Genomic DNA, 22153 nt, shown 5'->3' with positions numbered 1-22153 from the left:
CAAGTCTTCTTGCTCGACACCGCGACCGATCCCGCCGACAAGTCAATGAAGTTGGATCTGGTCAGCATCGATGCATCGACCGGCGATGTCCTTTGGCGCCGCTCGCATCCGTTTGAAGAACGTCATCGCCACAGCCGCAACACCGCCGCGTCCAGCACGCCTGTTGTGCATGAGGGACATGTGTACTTCGCATACGGCGACGCCAACCATGCCGAACTGCTGGCATACGACATGAAAGGCGAACCAGTCTGGTCGCGTGACTTAGGACCTTGGTCAGGAGTGCACGGTTTTGGTGCCAGCCCGGTCGTGATCGACTCCAAGTTGCTGCTTTTCAACGATCAGCAATCCAAGAGTTTGGAAGCGTGGCAGACACCAGGCAAGAGTTCCATGTTGGCGTTTAATCCCAAGACCGGTGAAACGATTTGGGAAACGCCCGTCACTTCAACGCGACCGTCGTACGGCGTCCCAACGACTGATGGCAAGCAACTGATTTGTGCCAGCACCGGTGACGGTGTGTTTGGTCTCGATCCCGAAACCGGCAAGATGCTATGGTCGCTCAAGGTGTTCAACAAACGATGCTGCAGCTCGCCGTTGGTGGTTGGCGACTTGGTGATCGGCACCTGTGGAAGCGGTGGCGGTGGAAACTATTTGTCCGCCGTCCGCATCCCGAAGAGTGCGTCTGATCAACCCACCGAAGCTTTCCGCATCACGACAGCCGCACCGTACGTCCCAACGCCCGCGGTCAAAGATAATTTGATGTTTCTGATTTCGGACAACGGGATCGCAACTTGCATCGATTGGCAGGACGACGGCAAGAAAGTCTGGAACAAACGGCTGGGTGGTAATTTCGGTGCCTCGCCCATCATCATTGGCGATCAGCTGCTGGCGATTTCATTAGACGGAACCGCACACGTGATGCCTGCCGGCGATTCACCAAGCGGAGCCAAATCATTCGATTTAGGCGGCCCGGTCGGAGCCACACCCGCATTCGCGGAAGGGCGTTTGTTCCTTCGCATCAACGACGAACTGTGCTGTTTGAAGACGAAGTAGTCGCACAGTGTCCTGAACGAGCATGCCCTTAACGAGCATGGAGCCGACATTGGACTCCATGGCTCGTTCGCGAGCATGCGGGACTCTACTGTGCCCGTGCGATCTCGATCGTCGCATCGGCGATCAACCGGTTTGGATACTGAGTCAAACGTGCCTCGGCACCGCGGAACCAACCCAACAATGGAGTTTGATATTCCGCCGGTGCGTACGGTGAGGGACCGAACTGATCGGACGGCCAAGCTGTGCTGACAAACCGTCGCCGAGCGGGATCAAACTGGTAGTCGCCACCGAGCGGGCATTGTGGACGACCACCCAAAACCAACTCGGCTTCGTCCATCGCTTGATCCACCGGCACGCCCAACTGAGCCACCAACGAATTCAAAAACTCGGCTCCCGCCAGACTGGCCGTTGCCGCTCGCTCGTAAAGCTGTTGATTCACCCAACCTTCCAGCTTCGTGCCTTTTAAGTTGTCAATTCTTCCTCGCACCTGAGCGTGATCGTCCACTTCGTTCGCGGAAAGATGCTGCAGTGAAGCGTTCAACACATCGGGTTGGAATGACAACACGCTGAAACCGCCACCGGTGTAGCGATACAAACCACCGATCAATCGGTTCATCCCTGGCCCAACAGGCTGGCCACGTCCCAGCCCGAGCGGCAATCGATCCAGCGCACCGGGTTGAGGCCACGCACCGAGGTACCCTGGCAGAGTCTTGAGGGCTCGATACTTGCTAATCAAACCATCAATCGACTCCGGTTCAGGCGGGAACGAATCCTTGATGGCAGCGAACAAGTGCGTCGGCGGGCCGAGAGTTTCCGACGCGACGTGAGCTTGCAACGCGACCACATCATCGGGAGCAAACTCCATCGCGACTTGTGTTGGCGGGCCGAGCTGCTTCGCCCAACTGCCATAGTTCTCCGGTTGCCAAGGTGCGATCTCAGCGTGAATGGTCAATCGTTCGCGACGCTCACCGGCGGTGGGTCCCGTTGGATCAATCGGAAACTCTTCTCGCTGCACGCCAATCACAATCGGATCGAGTGAACTGAATTGATCACTGTACGCGGCAGCAATTTGCCCGTACCAACGTGACTCGCTGGCGGTCACCGTTTCGACGGGATTATCGGCGATCGGCAAGAACGTTCCGCGAGCACCACGTCGTGTGTCGACTAAGTGATTGGCGAATGAAACCACACCGGTTCCATCGGCTCGATCACCAAAATTCTCAGGCAGGAATCCCGCGTTGATCAAACCGTCGATCTCTTGAATCGTGGATTCGCCGGGAACCGTATTGGATCGTGCGGCCATGCGAGCCAATCGAACCAATGCGATGTCGGCTTCCGCCTGCATCCGCCGACGAAGCTCGATCAAGTAAGAGGGCTCCAACAAACCTTGCAGCATCTCGGCGGAGAAGTAAGCAAAGATGGTGTCGTTGCGTTCCAACGGCATGTAGCTGCGAGCCAACTGAAAATCCGCGGTGGCGGCCAATGACTCACCGGTCTTCGCGACTTCCAAAAAACGGTCCGCAATGGTCTCGCTGTTCGTGACCAAGATGCATGGCCCGGCTTCGACCAAGAACGATCGCACGCGGTTGTCACTGCTGCGAAGTAACGTCGCGGAACCATGCTGCAGATCGACGTTCTTCAGCGTCACCGAGTCATCGCTATCGGCCAACTTGGTGCGGTCGCTATTCAAACTGCTTCGCAGCAAGAACACGTTCTTGGCATGAAACAAAACACCAATTGAGGCCCCATCGTCCAGGTACATGTCGCGACCAATCAACGCTTGATCCTCAATCACGCTGGGACCCAGCAAACGACTCATCGCATTGGTCTGAACACCCAACTGACGTTCCAAACGTTCCGCGGATTCGTTGCTGATCCCACGCAGCGTGATCATTCGCGAGATGTCACCGCCGTACTCGAGTGTCAAATCGCGAAACCACAGGTAGTTTTCAAACGATCCATAACGAAGATAGAAGCACTCCGGCGGCACATGTTCCGCCAAAACTTCCATCGCGGGCGGCTCGACGGGTGCGGTCGAAACCGGAGGTTGCCAAACCGGCGCGGCAGGCAGCGGCAACGCGGCGACCTGAGTCGGGGTTGGGTCGTTCAGAGTTTGTTGCAGCGGACCACCTGCGGCAGCGACGGCGAAGACTTCGTTGGCAACTCCCGCCGCACCACCGATCCACTCGAGCGTGTGAAGCAGCGGGTCATCCGTTTCGGTTTCATCACCTCGTCCAAACCAAGCCGGCAACGGCAAATTCAAACGCCCCGACAACATTGCGATCAGATAGGTTGGCACCCACGGCGGAGTGTCGGTTGCATCGATCTGTCGTTTCGCGGCCGCTGTGGTCTCATCCCACCAAGCCGTTTGCATGGTTCGAGCAAGTGCCGGATCAGCCACCGGCCGAACGTCCACCATCGTCAGCGTGCCCAGGTGATCTCGCACGGGCACTGAGAACGGCTGGTCGCCGGTGAAGAGGAACATCACACGGCGTCCGACCGTTTGTTCCGTCGCATCGTCACTCGATGTCAATTCGCGAATCAGATTGCCGACTCGGTTCAGCAAACGGCCACGGCCGATTTGGGGCACGGGTTGCTCCGACGGCGGACGTCCCACCGTAACACGGATGTCGTTGCTCACCGGATAGAAAATTTTCGTTGTCGCCGGAGCGGGTTCTCCATCGATCGTCAGGGGACCTGGAGCGGGTCCGACGATCGGATTCCGCAGTGGCATTTCGATGACTGCCACGCCGTAAGGCTGCCCCGTGACAGCTTGCACACGAACATCGACCGCATTGGTTGCACCACCCAGCGGCGGAGCAACCGCACCCTGCGAGAATGGACCTGGCGGGACTTGGCCGGACTGCCCGAACGGCACCGGTGGAACTGTAGCGGGCTGAAGCGGTGTGGCGGGCAACTGAGCTTTTGCGACCGAAACGTCACCGGCAATCAACAGACCAAACACCACCCCGGCGGACAACAGCACGGTCACGAGAAGGGTCTTCTCAGAAAACAAAGTGCGAATGGGGGTGGATTGTTCAGACGGGGAAGGCATGATCAGAGTCTCGTGGAAGATTGGCAGCGTGGTTTTCACCAGCCGTGTCTTGCGACATTCTATTCGGGCCTGAATTTGGGCACGCGAATCCTGAACATTCGAAACCTCTCACCCAGAAAGTCAACCGTGGCCAGCCCGTCTCGAAGTGGTGTCTTCCAAGCCGAAACCGATGCCCGACTGGAAGCATACGCCGAAAGCATCAGTTTTGACTCGCGGCTGTACGAGCACGACATTCGCGGATCGATCGCCCACGCGAACATGCTTCGCGACGTGGATCTGCTGACGGAAGAGGAATTCAAGCTCATCAAGGACACTTTGGAAACCATTCGAGGCGAACTGGATCGCGGCGAATTGCCGATGCGGTTCGAGCTCGAAGACATCCATATGCATGTCGAACAAGCCTTGATCGATCGGATTGGCGACACCGGCCGCAAACTGCACACCGCTCGCAGCCGAAACGATCAAGTCAGCACGGACACCCGAATGTGGATCCGGCAATCCCTCGATGAAATCGATGCGTTGTTGGTCGATCTGCAAGCCGCGTTTCTTTCGCGTTGTGAGAATGACTTTGACGTTGTCCTGCCCGCCTACACGCACCTGCAACGAGCCCAACCGGTGCTGGCGCCGCACTACTGGCTGGCCTACATCGAAAAACTGGAACGCGACCGGCAACGAATCGCCGATTGCCGAAAACGAGTCAACCAGTGCTCGCTCGGCATCGCCGCCGTCGCCGGCACGACTCTGCCCATCGATCGTCAACACACCGCGTCGGCGCTGGATTTCGAAGGCATCACCGCGAACAGCCTCGACACCAGCAGCGACCGTGACTTTGTGGTCGAGTCCACCTTTGTGATGTCGTTGATCGCATCCCACCTGAGTGGCTGGGCCGAAGAATGGATTTTGTGGAGCACGGTGGAGTTTGACTTCATCCAAATCCCACAAGCCTTCTGCACCGGCAGCAGCATCATGCCGCAAAAGGTGAACCCGGACACGCTGGAACTCACCCGCGGCAAATCGGCTCGCGTGATGGGTGCCCTGCAAACCCTGATGTTGCTGATCAAGAACTTGCCACTGGCTTACAACCGCGATTTGCAAGAAGACAAACCACCGTTGTTTGATGCGTTCGACACAACCCGAGCGATGTTGGAGTTGGCCGCGCCGATCGTTCGCGGCGCCGAACTCAAACGAGAATCCATCTCGGCACGGATCGAAAAGGGATACCTCGATGCAACGACGTTGATGGAATGGATGATCGCTCGCGGGATGCCACAACGAACCGCTCATCACTTGGTCGGCGCGATTGTTTCCGAAGCGATGCAGCAGGGCGTGACGCTGTCCGACTTGCCGCTGGAGACTTATCAAAAGCTCAGCGACCAAATCGACGAATCGGTCTATGAAGTGCTTGGCACCGCCAACGCAATCGCCGCGTTCCGCAGCGAAGGCTCCACCGCACCGGCACGCGTTCGCGAGCAGATCAAGCTGTGGACCTCACGCCTAGAAAACGCGTGACCAACACCGTCGCACCCCGTATCCCATCGACGCCGTTCGATGGGAGGTCAACGCAGCCTGTACCCCACCGACGCTGCTCGGTGGGAAATCAAAACAGCTGTAGCCCACCGACGCCGCTCGGTGGGCAGCCTGGGCATTGAAAAAGTGAAATTGACAATTGTAAATTTTAAAATGCTGTGACGCTGGAAGCAGGTTGCCTGAATCCGCGATTTTGCATTTTGCAATTGTCCATTTGCCCTTTGCGATCAGCACCACGCAGGCGTTGCAAGAACGCCTCAAGAGCAAGAGTACCCCCTGCCCGATTCGAACGAGCGTTTCCGACCGGATATGGGCCGATGTCCTGGGCCACTAGACGAAGGGGGCGATGCGAGACGGCCAGTCCAAACCGGCCATCTCTTGAATCGCAGGGGATCAGTCGTCGATGCTTTTGACGACCTTGTCGATCAAACCATAACTGCACGCTTCGTCAGCGGACATGAAGCGGTCACGGTCGGTGTCCTCTTCGATTTTCTCGAGCGAGTGACCGGTGTGTTCGATCATGATCTCGTTCATGCGTTGCTTGATCCGGCGCAACTCAGCGACGTGGATTTCCACTTCACGAGCGGTGCCCTGCATGCCAGCGAGTGGCTGGTGAATCATGATGCGAGCGTTCGGCAATGCGAATCGTTTGCCCTTGGCACCGGCGGTCAACAAGACCGCACCCATCGAAGCGGCCTGTCCAATGCAGTACGTCGCGACGTCACACGAAACGAATTGCATCGTGTCGTAGATCGCCATCCCCGCCGTGATGCTGCCACCAGGCGAGTTGATGTACATGTGGATGTCCTTCTTGGGATCATCGGCTTGCAAAAACAGCATTTGAGCGACGAGCGCGTTGCTGATTTGGTCGTCGACTTGTTGACCCAAAAAGATGATCCGGTCTTTCAGCAACCGGCTGTAAATGTCGTACGTGCGTTCTTCGCGGCCGTTGCTTTCGACCACGTAAGGAATGACGGGCATGATGATGTCCTAGTTGTTTTGGTTCGTTGAGAAGGGGAGGTCCGAAGTCTGAGAGGAATCAGTCTTCGTCTTCTTCGCTTGCGGGAGTTCCCAACAAGAGGTCGTCAACGAGCCCATATTCTTTGGCTTGTTGTGCGTCCAAGAAGAAATCGCGATCGGTGTCCTTGGCGATTTGCTCCACCGATTTGCCGCAGTGGCTGGAGATGATTTCGTTCAGTTTATCGCGATAGCGGAACATTTCCGCTGCTTGGATTTCAATGTCGCTGACTTGGCCTGAGACGCCGCCGAGCGGTTGGTGCATCATCACGCGACTGTTTGGCAAACAGAATCGTTTTCCCTTGGCACCACCGATCAACAACACGGCCGCTCCACTGCAGGCTTCGCCGACGCAGTAGGTCGCGACGGGGCACGACAGCATTTGCATCGTGTCATAAATCGCCAACGTCGCGGTGACGCTGCCGCCGGGCGAGTTGATGTACAGGTGGATGTCTTTGCGACGATTTTCGCTCTGAAGATACAACAACTTCATCACGATTTCGTTGGCATTGGCGTAGTGGATCTCGCCTTGCATGAAAACGATTCGGTTTTCAAGCAACAAATCGCCCAGCGTCATCTGACGTTGGCGTTGATAACTCTGATAGGAAGCCGCGTTCGCGAGACGATGATCCGAAGCCATGGCGTGTTGCGCGTTTAGGTTCTGATCATGCAGGGACGGAAACGGGGAACCAAACGGATCGGACATTCGTGGTAGCCTTTGGCGTGGAATACAGGGTTGCCGTCATGAACAAAAGGCCCAATCGGGGCAAGAAGGTTCAGTGTTCGCGATTGAACACCAGGTGACAAGACGGGTTGACCCGCGAAGGTGTTCTCCGATGCCCTTGGGATGCGTGCTAAACTACGCATCTTAACGTTCCGGCCCGTTTCACCCGCCCTTCACCCCGCCTGACGAAGCCGGCCCCGTCCACCGGCAACGCCCCCGCCCCACACGCTCCCCACCCAGGTTCCACACCATGCGTTTGAAAACGACTCTCTTTCGCCAGCCCGCCGATTCACTTCCTGCCAGTCCACGATTCACTTCCGCCCGTTTAACGGCATGGATTTTGGGCGGATTCGCCTGCCTTTCGATTCTTTCCGGCACGCATTTTCGCAGTGCAGAGGCTCAAGACGTTTCCGCGACGGGTGTCTCCGCCCAAACATCCGAGAGCGATGCCGATGTTTTGGCTCCCTATCGCGAAGCGGCCACCAAACGCTGGGAAAAGGAGATCCAGAAATACGAGGCTCTCGACGCGAAAACCACTGATCCGGCGGACGGAATTTTGCTGATCGGCAGCAGCAGCATTCGACGCTGGGATTCCGCCGCCGAAGACTTGGCGCCATTTCGAGTGATCCCAAGGGGCTACGGAGGCGCCAAGTACTCGGACCTTGCCGTTTTCGCTGAGCGGCTGATCACGCCCCATGATTTCCGTGCTGTGGTGATCTTCGTTGGCAACGACATCTCGGGCAAAGAAAACGATGCAACGCCCGAGGAAGTCGAACGATTGGTTCGCCACGTCGTCGCTGTCACTCGCGAGCATCGCCCCGACGCACCTGTATTGCTGGTCGAAGTCACCCCGACCCGTTCACGCTACGACGCCTGGCCAAAAATTCGCGAACTGAACGCGATGCTGCGAGAAGTTTGCTTCACCGAGCCCAACGTTCACTTCGTCGCGACGGCGGAAACGTTTTTGACGCACGACAATCAACCGCGAGAAAATCTGTTTGTCGACGATCAGTTGCACCTCAACGAAGAAGGCTACGACATCTGGGGCGACATCATTCGCGATCGCCTGATCGAAGTCCTCCGCGAACAGACACAAGATTGATTCGTCGCCAATGAGTTCGTCGCCCGTTGGCTCCGCCCAACGGAGATCCACCCCCGCAACAGCGAAGTGAGTCGATTGGCCGGAGCCAATGGGCGACATTGGTCACCCGCTAACCCGGCAGCGTGAATCGCTGCACACGGTGGTTGTTGCTATCCAGCACGTGCACACGCCGCTGAGAATCAACGACCAATCCCCAAGGCTCATAGAGCTGTCCGGGGTCATGTCCGGGGGCGCCCCAGGACGAAACAGGTTCGCCTTCGGGCGTCAAACGTTGAACCCGTTGGTTACCAAATTCACAGACCAACACGGTGCCATCCGGGTCCACCGCGATTCCATAGGGATAGTAAAACTCGCCGAGTTGCTTGCCTTCCTGTCCCCATGATCCAATCCATTGCGGCTCGGTCGTCGAGATATCGTATCGCTGAACACGATGATTGCAGGCGTCCGCGATCCACAGAGTCTGCTCGTGAATGACCAGGCTCTGCGGCCGGACAAAGTGCTGAACCTCGCGCCCCGTTCCGCCCCATTGAGCCATGAAGGTGCCATCGGGATCGAATCGTTGAATCCGATCCGACGCTCCATACTCGCCGATGTAAAGACAACCATCGCCATCCACCGCGATATCGGTCACGAAGGCAAACTCGCCGGCACCGCTGCCGGACGTGCCGCCGATTTGATCCTCCGGCAAAAGCTCTCCCGTCGGTGTAAACGCGAGCATCCGATAGTAGTGCGTGTCAGCGACCAGCAATCGGTCTTTTGCACCGTCGAAAACCATTCCCGTGGGACGTCCGTTGTTTGTTTCCGGCGTCGTCCAAGTTCGTAAATGTTGGCCATCGGCATCGAAAACTTGGATCCGACCGGTCGTGTCGACGATGTACAGTTGGTCGTCCGGATCGATCGCCATCGCTCGCGGCTTCAAAAAACGTCCGTCTGAAAACCCACGTCGTCCCCAAACCAGTTCGGGTGTCCCGCCGAACGCGGAAGCAACGCAACCGTTCAGACTCGCCAGGCCAATCAACGATGTCGCTCCGGCCACCAATTGCTGACACGCCTGACGCCGATCAATCGGATTGGATTCAGCGAGATTGATTTGCGATGGTTCGCGCATGCGGCCTACCTGGAGAACGTGGCGTCTGCCGTGTCGCATGCAGGCTGCCAACGATGAGCTCGAATCGCTAGCATATGGTGTCCCGCTAGCGTTTGCTTCTGAGTTTAGCGGCCATCCGCGTCGGATGGATCGCCCACCTCACAAAGTGCCCATGATTTACGACCTGCAAACGACCGACGATCCACGCGATATTGTTCATCGCAGCGTTCAAGCGCTGGTCGAAGGTCAGGTCATCGGCGTCCCCAGCGAGACAGTCTACGGATTGGTGGCCAGCTCACTGTGCCCGGCCGCGGTGCGTCGATTGGCGCAGTGGACAGCGACTTGCCGAGGCTGGTCGACTCAATCGGATGAATCCACGGCGGACCAAGCCGGCTTTGTCGCACCCACGGCCGATGCGGGTTCGATCGCACTGTGTGTTCGCAGCACCGAAGCGGTGGGCGACTTTTTGATGCCAATGACGATTTTGGGCCGACGATTGTCCGAACGATGCTTCCCGGGCCCGCTGACGCTGATCGCGGACTGCGACGATGCGGTTTCGGCAATGAGCTGTTTACCAGAGTCGGTCGCTGGAACCCTACGAGCGGGGGCCGGCCATCGGACCTCCCCAGCGGGTGGTCCGGTCGCATTTCGAGTCTCCGGGCATCGGTTGCTCAGCCACATCCACCGCTACCTGTCCGCGCCGTTGGTCTGGGGCGAAATTGGATTGCCGGACGCATCTCCGCCCACCACAGCGGAGAAATTGCAATCGGCGTTGAACGCCGGAACGGGCGAGTCCTTGCCACTGCTGCTCGACGACGGTATCAGTCGTTATGGTGATGAAGGAACGGTGGTCCGCGTCACGGGCAATCACTGGCACGTCCAGCGAACAGGAGTGATCCAACAAGCTGCCATGAATCAATTTGTCAAACCAGTCATCGCACTCGTGTGCACCGGCAACACCTGCCGCAGCCCCATGGCAGAAACGTTGCTTCGGGAAGCGTTGCGACGTAAATTCGGACGTGAGGATGTCGCCCGTGTCGTTTCGGCTGGCGTCGCAGCGGGACACGGCAGCGGAGCCAGCCCCCAGTCAGTGGAAGTGATGGGCCGGCGCGGGTTGGATTTGACTGGGCACGCCAGCCAACCGCTCGAAGATTCCCTGATGACGATGGCCGACTTGGTACTCACCATGACCCGTCGTCACCGAGATGCGATCGTGGCGGCTTGGCCGGACCGAGCCGAACGAGTGTTCACTCTTCGTCGTGACGGAGGTGATGTCAGCGATCCGGTTGGAATGCCGGTCGACGTGTATGAACAATGTGCAGATCAAATCGTAAGCGAACTGGAAGGTTGGCTGAGCGAACTGCCCCCCGATTTCTTTCCGTCCGATGGCCCAAACGAAGGTCCAGATGACGAACCACCGCGGCACAATGCTGGTTCAGAGTAAGGCATGACAATCAAAGTAGGCCTGGCGAGCGACCACCGTGGCGTGCACATCAAAGCACGTCTCCTGCAAACGCTTCAACGCGAAGGGTTCGAGGTATGCGATGAGGGCACCGACTCGACCGACCCTGTTGACTACCCCGATTTCGCCATCCGCGTTGCCGAGCAAATTCGCGATGGCAAATTGGATCGCGGGATTCTGATCTGCGGCACCGGGATCGGAATGGCAATTGTCGCCAACAAATTCCACGGCGTCCGAGCAGCTTCGTGCTACGACGAAGTCATCGTGGAAATGTCTCGCCGCCACAACGATGTCAACGTGCTGTGTCTGCCGGGTGACCTAATCGGCGAACGCCCAGTCGATGAATTGGTTTTGATGTGGCTTCGCACCGATTTCGAATGCGGTCGCCACGCACAACGCGTCGACAAGATCACGGCGATCGACAGTATCGACACGCCTGACATCAATCGCGGCGTCTAGTTCGTGGCCGCGAAGAAAGCCTCCACGACTTCTCCCAAAGCCGCGAAAACCACGCGAGCAATCGCGGTCGATGCGCCGCCGCTGAAATCTTGGAGCGACTTGATCGGGCACGATTCCTTGATCACGGGACTCACCGCAGCCATCCGCCAAGGTCGCCTCGGTGGAAGCCTTCTATTCGTCGGTCCCAACGGCGTCGGCAAAACCTCCGCCGCGATTCTGCTTACACAAACATTGTTGTGCGAGCGAAGCACGGCGCGGGACATGGCTCCGTGTGGCGAATGTCCGTCGTGCGTCCAAGTCCGAGTCGGCACGCACCCGGACTTCATCCAAGTTCGCAAACCAGACGACAAAACTCTGATCCCATTGGAACTGCTGATCGGTCCAGTCGACGCCCGTTTGCAAGAAGGGTTTTGCCATGACGTGCACCTGAGACCCATGCAGGCTCAACGCAAAGTCGCGATTCTGCATGACGCTGATTTCCTCAACGAAGAAGGTGCCAACTGTCTGCTCAAGACGCTGGAAGAACCGCCCGCCAATGCATTGATCATCCTGATCGGCAGCAGCGAACAACGCCAACTTCCCACCATTCGTTCACGATGCCAGGTCCTTCGTTTTCAAACACCGCCTGGTGAAGCGGGGCGAGCGTTGCTGCGAAAACAACTCGATCACTATCAGTCGCAACACGAAGACGAATTGTTGCCGACGATGTCGGACGATGCTCTCGATGCGGCAATCGAGTTGTCCGCCGGCGACATGCATGTCGCCGCTCGGTTGGCTCGCGGAGGCGGCGAACAAATTCGCGAAGCCCTTTGGAATCAACTCGCCGCTCCGGTACCTGACCCAACCGCGATTGTTCGTTTGATCAATGGGCATCTCGACTCGATCAGCAAAGACGTCCCCAAACGACGTGCAGCGCTGCGAGATGTTTTCTCGATCGCGGTCCAGCACTACCGTCGGCAACTGCGATCCGATGCCAGCTCCGGCGAATACGATCCTGCCACCCACCGGCGACTCGATCGCACCCTGAGAACATTTCGCGAGATCGACCGCAGCGCCAACCTCGGTACACTTGTCGACTGCTACGCCTCCGACTTGACCCTGGCCGCCACCGGCGACCGAGGAGCCATCGGCTAGGCAGTCCCGACTGGCCGCCCCTCGTCGTAGGCCAGGTTATCACCTGGCATCCAGCCAATGCTTTGGAACAAAGCGAGGCGTCCAGCCCTCCCGCTAGACTCCCAGACGTACGACCAGCCCCCCGCCAGGCAAAACCTGGCCTACACCGCCGCTTTACAGCTTGTCGACTTAATCATCAACCAGGTTTGAACGCATCTAGGATGGGCACTCTTGCCCGCCCAAGCCGCGGACGCCGGCCAAGAGTGGCCAACCGACAGGAAAATTGACGAGTCGTGTTAGGGTCGGCACCCGCTGAAAGTCCCACGACTTCGATGCAAGTCAGCCACACCGAGACCACAAAGCTCGCCAAGTTTTGCTGTTCGGCGACTTGGCCAACCGTTACGCTAGAAGCACCGCCTTCTCTTCGCCGTCTTCTCGGGGTGTCACGATGTTCGCTTGGAAAAAACTTCTCGCCAGCGTTTGGCTGCTCGCCTGGCTCGGTTTCGCCGGAGCCTCACACTCACTCGCCCAAACCAACAGCGGCCTGAACGATCCCGGCGGCTTCGCCACCCATCCAGCGGGTTCAGGGGGCGCCAATACAAACCCGGGTGCAGCAGGTGGTCAATCATTGGCCGACTTCAGCCAGTTGATGCAATTGATTCAAACCACGGTTGAACCCGAATCGTGGGAAGCTCTCGGCGGCGTTGGAACGATGGCTCCATATCCTGCCGGCATCGTGGTCGCTCCCAATGGCCTGCTTCGCGAAGCCGAGGAAGACAGTGAAACTGAACCGAAGTCGGTCGAATGGAAGAAGCATGCGACCGCATTGATGCTGGACGCGGCTCGCGGTCGCGATGATGCATCCGAATTGGTCCCAGAACACTGGACATCACCAGCCAAAATTCGGTGCGTGTCGGTCCGGCGTTGGATGCAAGCACTCGCTTCGGAAAACCTTGCCGATCACAACACTTCAGAACCAAACTCCAACAACGATGCACTTGGACATGCCGGTGGATTGTCCAAGGTCTCGCTTGTTTTGTTAACCGACGACGACATTGTCTTGGCCGGCACGGTGGGTGGCTTCGATCAAGTGAACGGTTGGCAAGTTGATCGACGCTCGGGTCTTCCGCCAATGAACTTGACGTCGCTCGCGGTCGGATTGTCCGCCGCTCTTCACCAACAACCATTTGGTTGCACGATCGATCCCACACCGGACGGACTGAAGAAAGCGACTGCTCTCGGACAATCCATCGTCTCCGGTGACGTACCGAGGGGACTGGCGGCCGAGTCATTGGCCGAAGCCCTGGGCCGGCAAGACATTCACGTCTTTGGCACCTCCGCGGACCACGAAATCGCCTGGCTTCTCATCGAAGCGGATCGCCATATGAAACGACTGGCACTCGGTGACGAAGACATGCCCGATGGAGTTCGCAACTACTTGCAAACCATCCAAGCCACGGCGGGCAATTCGCCGCCTGCCGATCTGTTGCTTCGACTTTGGTTCACCGGACAAGCCTTGGATGTCCACCACGAACGCGCCGATTCCGCCAACCTTTGGCAATTGACCGGCACCCCTTTGCGACTCAGCGGCGAAAATGAATTGGCGTTGCTGAATGGCCAGCGTGGCAATGTTGTTTTGGATCCATCGACGGAAGCCTTCGTCAATCACTTCAACCAACAGTGGTCAACGATCAGGACCCGCTATCCGCTCTACGGTGCACTCGAGTCGGTTTACCAAGCCACCGCGTTGGGACAACTTTGGGTTCAGAACAGCCAGCAAACCTCGACCATGGTTTCCCCTCAAAACGATCACGCCACTCTGCAACGAGCGCTACTGCACTTCGCTTCGAAGAGGTCCACCCAATTGGCAACGCCAACCCAGGTCGACTCGATCGCAGTCCTGCATCGATATCGCCACCGCAACAAAATGCATCAACTGATTCTGGCCAGCGGCGGAGTCAGCATCGAACCTTCCGGCTTGCTCCCCGAACAAGTCCAACCGCGTCCAAGCTTGGCCCACTACGGAGAACTCGTCGACGCACGCCCCAGCGATCGCTGGTGGTGGAACGCAGAGTGATTGACCGAGCCAGTGCCCAACCAGTCGTGCCTCGATTTCCATCGGCTCACGCCGATGGCTACATCCTGCCGCCACTTCGTGGCTAAAACTCCCGCACCAGTCCCAACGGGACGACAGGTTGTCGCCACGGGTGCAAACCCGTGGTCAGGGGAGGCAACGCACCAGAAACCAAAGCCCTGAAGGGGCGACAGGTGTTTGCAAACGACATGCGACCTGCCGTCCCTTCAGGACTGGATGATTCTGCCGCGGCCCGTTTCCATCGGCTCACGCCGATGGCTACATCATGCCGCCACTTCGTGGCTAAAACTCCCGCACCAGTCCCAACGAGACGACATTCGCCGACACTTCGTGGCTGTTTTTGAGAGATCACTAGACCACTTCGCGATACAGCGCTCGCGTTGAATCTTCGTCAAGCTCGATTGGGTTGAACGTTCCCGTCCACTGCTTCAGCGCATCTTCGACGAACAAACCGATGTCAGATGTTGGAATGGACAGATCATCCAGCGTCGTCGCAAGGTCTGCTTCTCGCATCCACTCTTCGATCAATTCGGCCAGACGTGTGGGTGCCTCGGAAACCTCACTGTGAGGTTCCAATTCTCGCAACAACTCCGAGTACCAATCCGCGTGCACGGTTCCGTTGAACCGAACCACCGCTGGCAACATCAACCCAACCGCTTGACCGTGCACCACGTTGTGCCGAGCGGTCAAAGGATTGGCCGTGGCATGCGCCGCGCCCAACATCGATGTTTCAATCGCCATTCCGGCGAGACACGCGCCAAGCTGCATGTCCGCCCGAGCTTCCAAGTCATCCGGCACCTGCAACACTCGAACGAAGGATCGGGCCAGCAATCCAAATGCCCGTCGACTGTAAGTCGTCGACATCACGTTGCGTTTTTTGCTGACGTAGGTTTCAACCGCGTGCGAGATCGCATCAATGCCGGTCAGCGCCGTCACTCCGCGAGGCTGCGTCAGCGTGAATGTCGGATCCAACAAAGCGATCCGACATGCGGCCTTGGGATCACCACACGCCATCTTCACGTGCGTTTCAGCATCGCTGATCAAAGCAAAACTTTGAGCTTCGCTGCCGGTACCCGCCGTGGTCGGAATGGCAATCATCGGCAGCATCTCCGACGTCGCTTTGCCCACGCCGTGGTAGTCGTGAATGCGACCACCGCAGCTGTATACAAAGTTGATCCCTTTGGCGCAGTCCATGCTGCTGCCGCCGCCGAGCCCGATTAGCAGGTCCGGCTGAAAATCCGCTGCGACGCTCACGCCCGCGTCCACCATCGCAGACGTTGGGTTCTCGGCGAATTCATGAAACGCGTGGACTTCCCAGTCGTTGTCACGCAACAAACCGGTGATGCGATCAAAATGGCCGGCCGCCACAATTCCCGGATCGCAGACAACCAATACTCGAGGCCGTCCCGAGTCCAAGACGCCACCCAGAGAGCGTGCCAACTCGTTGATCTGATTTGAAACGTTCGGCCCAAACACGATTCGCGTTCGTGGATGAAGATCAAACGGTTGCATGCGGGAGTCCTAAAGAGGGGCGGCAATCGAGGCGGGAGATCAGGCGGGAAGGCCCATCAGTTGAACGCATCCTTCGCTCATGCCAAACCCCATTGACGTCGCAGAAACCACTCGACCGACAAAGCCCCGGCAAAAAATAGGAAAATGAACCAACCGCTCACCGGTCCGTCACCCAATCTGAATTTTTCGATGACCGTGCGGGTCGACTCCGTGCGGCGTGACTGGATCAAATCCACCAATTCATCAATCTGGTCCGGCTCAAAAACCCGTCCGCCGGATCCCGATGTCGCGGATGCAATTTGCCGAAGCAGCGAATGATCGGTCTGCGAAACACTCAATTCTCGGGTGTCGTCAAGAACTTGAAAGGCGACCTCCGCCGGCTCGAGCGGATCGCCAGAGCCCGTCATCGCACCGTCCCCGACCGGACTGACTCGCAATCGATGAAACCCAGGCGGCATGGATGGTAATTGCCCCGTCAACGAGACAGCCGACTCGTTTGTCGACACCGTACTGGACATTTGGACCGCCACGGTCTCTCCCGACGCCAGAATCACTTCGGCCTGGAACGCCCCGGAGTTGGCACCCGATTGCGAATCCGGAAGTGCGGATAGATCGCCCCGAATCGTCGCTGTGAACAAAGGTGCTTCGGTGGCCACAAAACGTCGCGGCGACAATTCCAGCTGAATGGTTTGCTGAGATGAATCCTCACGAGCGAGCGACCACAAAATCAATTGCCGCCAAAACCGACGGTGAAAATCACCCAGCCCCGCACGTCGCCACGTCCAAGTCGAATCAAACGCCAGGGTTGCCACTCGTCCGCGGCCATATTCACCCACCACCATCATCGGCTCGTCACGTGGTGTCGACAATAAAACTTGAACCCCGGGTGCAACCCGAACCGATGGCCATCGGTTGGCACCTGGCATGGGTGGCAAATCAGGCCAGCCAATCACACCACCTTGCTTGCTGACCTCGATGGTTGTGATGGGATGCGGTGTTGATGGTCGCAGCACGATAGGCTGCCGCATTGGATCGGTGTCGTTACCCAACCGATCCGATGCATCCAACGGCCCCGGCGGTTGACGTTGTCGATCATCCAATTGAACCGGCAAGACCTTCGCCAGTGGAGTCGTCGCGTATCCGCCTCGCGAATAAGTGTGCTCACCGCCCAACATGATCAGGGCGGTGCCTTCGCCCACCGAGTCCGCTAGTTCTTGCAGTTGTTCATTTCCAAGTGCCGATGAGTGCAAGTCACCCAAAATCACAACGTCGTAGCGACCACGGCTGAAGTCCTCCACCAAATCGATCGGCCATGCGCCAACCGTGTCTCGCGGAATCCATCGATAGGTCAATTCCAAATCGAGGAAACGACCGAGTGCCCAACGCAGATCCTTTTGTTCCAATCGCGGCGTGCCTTCCAAGTACAACACTCGGCCGCCACCTTCGCGAACATCGACAAACGCAACTTGCGAATTGTTATCCGTGATCGTCTCACCCGATCGTGTCTCGACGCTGGCGACCAATCGATACTTGCCAGGCTTGGGAGCCAACACGGGCACTTCAATCGCGATGGTTTGCTCCATCGATTCGGGCGTGACAGTTCGAGTCGCCGCGATCGCGGTTTGGTCAGCCGAATCGATCCACTGCAGCGAAACTTTGGCGGGCGACTGCACAATGCCTCGCGTGTGCACATCAAACAAAACACTGGATTCGTTGCCAGTGAACATGCGAAACGTTTCCGGCAACGATTCAACTGCCAAATCGATCTGCCGAGATGCCTCGGCGGGAGGCCCCAAAGGAACCGCCCAGACCGGAACACCCATCGCACCGACCAAGCGGGCTTCTCGGCGTGGATCCGACTGTTCCGCCTCGTTGCCTTCGGACCGATTCGTGATTTGGGTTCCATCGCTAAAGACCGCCACTCCGGTCAGCGGGCTGTTTCGCCCTCGGTTCATCGCCATCAACAACGGAGACGACAGATCGGTCTCTTTCCCTGAATGTTCAATTTCACCAACGCGTTGTGCCAGCGTTCTCAGTTCAGTCGTTCCGCTCTCACCGATCACATTTGCCGACGCATCAAACCCCATCACGACGACTTGCAACGCTTGATCAGAATCCGACAAACCTCCCGCCAATCGCTCCAGCGACCGTCGTTGCTGTTGCCAACGATTCTCCGATCCATCGGATGGCAACCCCATGCTTGCCGATGTGTCGATCGCGATGGCAAGAGTGGCCGCCGCGGGCCGGTTGTCTGTCCTCACGAGTGCCGGACGAAGCAACACCAGAGCCAAAGCGATGGATGCCAGACCACGCAACAACAGCAATCCCCGTCGTCGACGCCCGCTGACTCCCGGTGGCAGGATTGTGAACAACATCGTCGCGATCAAACCCACCAACAGCAAAGCCACCGGCAACGAATCATAAATCGGGTCGAGGCTCCAACTCACGCTGCCTCTCCTGATGTTCGGTAAAACCGATTGCTCAGCAATTGCTCAGCCAGAAAGACAATCACTGCCAACAACATCATTGGTCCATGCAGTGACACCGGAGGCGAACCTCCCACACGACCTTGGATCGACAATCGTTCTCCAGAGTCCGACGACATCCATTGCTTGGCTCCAAATCGCTGGTCCATCTCCGACGCGGTGACGCGTTCGTCTCGCGACCAAACGGGGTCCAAGTTCGTTGAATACCCGCCCCAATAATCAGGGCCGCGTAAGAACGTTGTTCCGACTTTGTTCGTCTCTGAGAACACGCCACCACGCTCGGCAACGTTCACTTCGCTGATGGTCGGCTCCCCGTCGATCTCAGTCTCTTCGGCCATCGGTGGATACAGTCGCACGCTTGATTCGTCCAGTGCGCCGGCAGATGCCTCCGCCGCATCCGTGGCACGCCGAGTTTGATTCGCGGCATCCTCTTCAGGAACCACCGCGGACGCGCCGACCAACACCGTCGTGGCTTGATCCGATACTCCGGTCGCCCACTGCATCAATCGACGCCAAACCACAAATGCGGGCCAAGCGTCCGCGGCGGTGAACAGTTGATTCCACGAACGAGTCTTCTTCGACAAGGCGGGCAAGGGTGTGGTGAGCACCGCAACGCGACCTGAGTGGTCGCTGGGATCGTCCGATGCGATGGTTCGAGCAACGACGGCGGGGTGCTGAGTCCCGGCGTAGCGGACCACCGTCTGCCAACCGGCGGCGGCGTTGGGTTCGCTTTGCCAGTAGCGATTCACGCGAAATGCACTCCAAGATGGCTGGTCATCCAGCATCGTCAGGGGTCGCAAAATTGGATGGGAAGGCAAACGCTCTTCCCAAAACCGTCCTGGCTCAGGTACACGCCACGATCTCACCAGATCTGGCAGCAAGCGATCCGTTCCGTCTGAACCTGCCTGTTTGTTCGGTGACGCGACACCCAAAACTTCCGTTGACGGGCCGAGCATCATCACCACACCTCCGCCGCGACGAGCCAACTCGACGAGTTGATCGACTGTACTTTGCGTCAGCCCACTACCGGACACGACCGATTGAGAGGCGGCATCGATTTGGATTGGCGGGTCGATCATCGCAACCGCGTCAATCAATTGCCAATCGACCGCGGACAGATCGGCATATGTCACGCCGGCCACACGAAACCCGGCTCCGTCTTCATCCGGTGCTTTGGGTGCCGTCAGACCGTGTCCCAACTCGTTCCGTTCATCCACGTTTTCGCCTACCAACAATACTCGCGGCGGAACGGGAATGTTGAGCGTCAAAAAACGTCGATCGTCCCATCCAAATGCGTCGTCGCCGACGAGTTCAACGACCGCATGATGAGTTCCCAAATCCAACGGTGGCAACGTCAAAACCAATTCCGCGTTGGCCCCCGCAACAACCGTCGCCGATGCTCGATCCACCCCTCGCAACCTTGGCAAAACCAATTCGCCATCGCGAATGACAGGCAACGACGGGTCGCGTTCATACAAACTCAGTTGCAATGTTACATTGATCGATTGCCCCTCGCTTGCCGAAGACGATTCCATTCCAACCGATACCGAAATGGGGATCGAGACACCCGGTGCCGGAGCCACCTCAATCAATTTGGGCGGCAACAGAAAGCGATTGATCGAGCGTTCGGCCGATGCATCAACGTTCCCTTCGACGCCCGCATCGACTTGCAACATCGATATCGCAACGTCTTCCGGTTGCATCGCAGGTGTTTGCGATGAAGGCTTCCACGACGCGGCGTTCCAGTCCGATACCACGACCAATTGCTTGCCCGGTAAATCGCTGGAACGCAACAACTCGATCGCCGCGTCCATGCGTTCTTGAACCGGCAATGGATTGGCCAGCGGTTTCATTTGAGACAAACGCAGACGCGCCGATGTAGCATCCAACGCAAACCCAATCGGCGTCGCGGAACGGTCCAGCACCACCAAACGACTCCCATCCGGCAAACGTTCAATCACCGTTGCGGCTTCGCGGATCGCATTTTCCAATCGGCTGGAGTTCGTTCCGTCTGAGCTAGCGATCAATCGTTTGGATGAGGGACCATTGTCAATGAGCAAAGCCATCGCGACTGGCTGCTCGTTGCCTTCTGACAAATCACCCGACGTCGCCCACGTTCTTGTTCCCAGGAACAACGAACCGAGCAGCGCGAGCAAACCCGCCACCGCCACGCCGACGGCCAACGACCGTCCCATCCCACGCGCGACAGCAACACTGGCCAGAATCAAGAAACCGACTCCGGTCAGACCCATCAGACCAACGGTCCACCATGTCGACGACATCGCCGAATCGATGTGCGGTCTAGCCAAAGCAACGGCCAAGGCGATGATCGCCAACACGCGAAGCGCCAACAACCACCAACGACGAATTCGCAACCGACTTCGTTGCGAACTCAACTTGGGTCTCAGAAACTGGACTCCCGGAAACACAACGCGTTGCGGTTCACGGCGGGCCAGCAAGTGCAATGCGATTGGCACCACCGCAGCCAGCGTTCCGAGAATCAGCGTTGCGTTGAAGAACGTCACTTGCGATCCGTCAAATCAAGAATCCATTGGGCCAAGTGGTCCAATGTACCCGCCTCGATCGTGTGTGGACCTTGGAACGCTCGGAACTCCCATTCCAAAGCCTCTTCGCGCAACGTGTCCGCCAAAGTCGCGGCACTTGAAAACGGAAGGATCTGATCTTGGCTTCCGTGCGACTGCAGAACTCGAGTCGCTTTCAATCGTCCGCTTCCCGATTTTGACGCAGCTTCGATCCACTGCGGTCCACAAACCAACGTGCCCGAGAACTGAACCAGCACATCCGGCGGAGGGATGTCGCCTGTCAGCGCCGTGTTCATGGTCACCATCGCACCTTGCGAAAAACCACCCAAAACATACGGACGACCGGCCTCACCACTCATCGCCGACGAACCAGAGGATTCAGGCGGATCGGCGGGCATGTTGTTCAGCACCGACTGGACGACGGAAACCAGTTGGCCGCTGGCCGCTTCGATTCCCGGCGGAGTCTGATCGTGCAATTGGTCGAACTGGGACGTTTGCAGCAATTGCTGAAGGGAAGCCATGTTCAGCGGCCACCACGCTCGCCCACCAGGCATCCCTTGATCGGCCAAGTCACCCGGCGCGACCGGATACACAAACCGCACAGCTTTGGCAGCGTCTCCGAGCTTGGCGATCAAGTAGTCCGTCAAGCCGACCAAATCATCGCCGGGGGCTCCATAGCCATGACACAGAATGACCGGCAACCAAGGTTGATCGGAACCATCGACAACGGTGCACGCGAGCTCGCCGAAGGACGACTCATGAAAAGATTTCTTGGGATTGTTCATGCCTCCCAAGATAGTGCGTCGGCGGCGATTGAGTCAGCCCAGAAGCAAATCAAACCAGCGCCCCAATTGTCCCCGAGCACTCACCGAATGATTGTCTCGATTCATTCAACAGGACGCTCGCAAAATGGAACAATTG

The 22153-nt window shown here is 57.8% G+C and carries 16 protein-coding genes and 1 tRNA gene; 8 read left to right on the top strand and 9 right to left on the bottom strand.

What is annotated here, in order from left to right:
- A partial coding sequence (locus B2R17_RS19625; RefSeq protein WP_286765300.1) for a PQQ-binding-like beta-propeller repeat protein occupies positions 1 to 1050 on the top strand: 1050 nt, incomplete at its 5' end.
- Between the two features lie 85 nt (positions 1051 to 1135).
- Here B2R17_RS19625 and B2R17_RS19620 read toward each other — a convergent pair.
- Positions 1136 to 4144, bottom strand: a complete 3009-nt coding sequence (locus B2R17_RS19620; RefSeq protein ID WP_339886605.1) for a hypothetical protein — start codon at positions 4142 to 4144, stop codon at positions 1136 to 1138.
- Positions 4145 to 4231: 87 nt separating this feature from the next.
- On the opposite strand from B2R17_RS19620, the gene argH reads away from it, so the two are divergent.
- Positions 4232 to 5614 carry an argininosuccinate lyase gene (argH, locus tag B2R17_RS19615; RefSeq protein WP_286765298.1) on the top strand — a complete coding sequence of 461 codons (1383 nt, stop codon included), beginning with the start codon at positions 4232 to 4234 and terminating at the stop codon, positions 5612 to 5614.
- A gap of 288 nt (positions 5615 to 5902) precedes the next feature.
- On the opposite strand, the gene B2R17_RS19610 is transcribed toward argH, so the two are convergent.
- The 3 genes from B2R17_RS19610 to B2R17_RS19600 all read right to left on the bottom strand — a co-directional run bounded on the left by B2R17_RS19610 (position 5903) and on the right by B2R17_RS19600 (position 7289).
- Positions 5903 to 5977: transfer RNA gene (locus B2R17_RS19610), tRNA-Met, on the bottom strand.
- A 48-nt stretch (positions 5978 to 6025) separates the two neighbouring features.
- Positions 6026 to 6613, bottom strand: coding sequence for an ATP-dependent Clp endopeptidase proteolytic subunit ClpP (clpP, locus tag B2R17_RS19605; RefSeq protein WP_007339633.1), 588 nt, complete (start codon positions 6611 to 6613; stop codon positions 6026 to 6028).
- Between the two features lie 58 nt (positions 6614 to 6671).
- A complete protein-coding gene (locus B2R17_RS19600; RefSeq protein ID WP_007327156.1) occupies positions 6672 to 7289 on the bottom strand; it encodes a ClpP family protease in 618 nt (205 codons plus the stop codon).
- A 334-nt stretch (positions 7290 to 7623) separates the two neighbouring features.
- Here B2R17_RS19600 and B2R17_RS19595 point away from each other — a divergent pair, with 334 nt between their 5' ends.
- Complete coding sequence (locus B2R17_RS19595; RefSeq protein ID WP_286765297.1) at positions 7624 to 8475, top strand: SGNH/GDSL hydrolase family protein; 852 nt, start codon at positions 7624 to 7626, stop codon at positions 8473 to 8475.
- A 109-nt stretch (positions 8476 to 8584) separates the two neighbouring features.
- Here B2R17_RS19595 and B2R17_RS19590 read toward each other — a convergent pair whose 3' ends face one another.
- Positions 8585 to 9583 (bottom strand): NHL repeat-containing protein, encoded by a 999-nt coding sequence (locus B2R17_RS19590; RefSeq protein WP_286765296.1) that lies wholly within the window; start codon positions 9581 to 9583, stop codon positions 8585 to 8587.
- Positions 9584 to 9620: 37 nt separating this feature from the next.
- Between B2R17_RS19590 and B2R17_RS19585 the strand changes: the two genes are divergently transcribed.
- The 5 genes from B2R17_RS19585 to B2R17_RS19570 all read left to right on the top strand — a co-directional run bounded on the left by B2R17_RS19585 (position 9621) and on the right by B2R17_RS19570 (position 14673).
- Entirely contained in the window at positions 9621 to 11006 is a 1386-nt protein-coding gene (locus B2R17_RS19585) for a Sua5/YciO/YrdC/YwlC family protein (RefSeq protein WP_339886621.1), read from the top strand.
- 3 nt (positions 11007 to 11009) lie between these two features.
- A complete protein-coding gene (rpiB, locus tag B2R17_RS19580; protein WP_007339637.1) occupies positions 11010 to 11483 on the top strand; it encodes a ribose 5-phosphate isomerase B in 474 nt (157 codons plus the stop codon).
- Between the two features lie 3 nt (positions 11484 to 11486).
- Positions 11487 to 12617, top strand: coding sequence for an ATP-binding protein (locus B2R17_RS19575; RefSeq protein ID WP_286765295.1), 1131 nt, complete (start codon positions 11487 to 11489; stop codon positions 12615 to 12617).
- 43 nt (positions 12618 to 12660) lie between these two features.
- Positions 12661 to 12714 carry a hypothetical protein gene (locus tag B2R17_RS28435; RefSeq protein WP_414707382.1) on the top strand — a complete coding sequence of 18 codons (54 nt, stop codon included), beginning with the start codon at positions 12661 to 12663 and terminating at the stop codon, positions 12712 to 12714.
- Positions 12715 to 13044: 330 nt separating this feature from the next.
- Positions 13045 to 14673 carry a DUF1598 domain-containing protein gene (locus B2R17_RS19570; protein ID WP_286765294.1) on the top strand — a complete coding sequence of 543 codons (1629 nt, stop codon included), beginning with the start codon at positions 13045 to 13047 and terminating at the stop codon, positions 14671 to 14673.
- A 369-nt stretch (positions 14674 to 15042) separates the two neighbouring features.
- Here the strand turns inward: B2R17_RS19570 and B2R17_RS19565 are convergent, their stop codons facing one another.
- The 4 genes from B2R17_RS19565 to B2R17_RS19550 all read right to left on the bottom strand — a co-directional run bounded on the left by B2R17_RS19565 (position 15043) and on the right by B2R17_RS19550 (position 22017).
- A complete protein-coding gene (locus tag B2R17_RS19565) occupies positions 15043 to 16203 on the bottom strand; it encodes an iron-containing alcohol dehydrogenase (protein ID WP_286765293.1) in 1161 nt (386 codons plus the stop codon).
- Between the two features lie 77 nt (positions 16204 to 16280).
- Positions 16281 to 18650, bottom strand: coding sequence for a VWA domain-containing protein (locus B2R17_RS19560; RefSeq protein WP_286765292.1), 2370 nt, complete (start codon positions 18648 to 18650; stop codon positions 16281 to 16283).
- A complete protein-coding gene (locus tag B2R17_RS19555) occupies positions 18647 to 21214 on the bottom strand; it encodes a BatA domain-containing protein (protein WP_286765291.1) in 2568 nt (855 codons plus the stop codon). Before B2R17_RS19555 ends, B2R17_RS19560 begins: the two co-directional genes overlap by 4 nt.
- The gene (locus B2R17_RS19550) at positions 21211 to 22017 is read right to left on the bottom strand and encodes an alpha/beta hydrolase (protein ID WP_286765290.1); all 807 of its coding nucleotides are present in this window, start codon (positions 22015 to 22017) and stop codon (positions 21211 to 21213) included. The genes B2R17_RS19555 and B2R17_RS19550 overlap by 4 nt, the downstream gene beginning before the upstream one ends.
- Positions 22018 to 22153 lie beyond the last annotated feature (136 nt).

It is taken from the genome of Rhodopirellula sp. UBA1907 (assembly GCF_002337565.1).
GTDB lineage: Bacteria > Planctomycetota > Planctomycetia > Pirellulales > Pirellulaceae > Rhodopirellula > Rhodopirellula europaea.
Note: the sequence above shows the minus strand (reverse complement) of the source record. Positions and strands in the feature narration are given on the sequence as shown.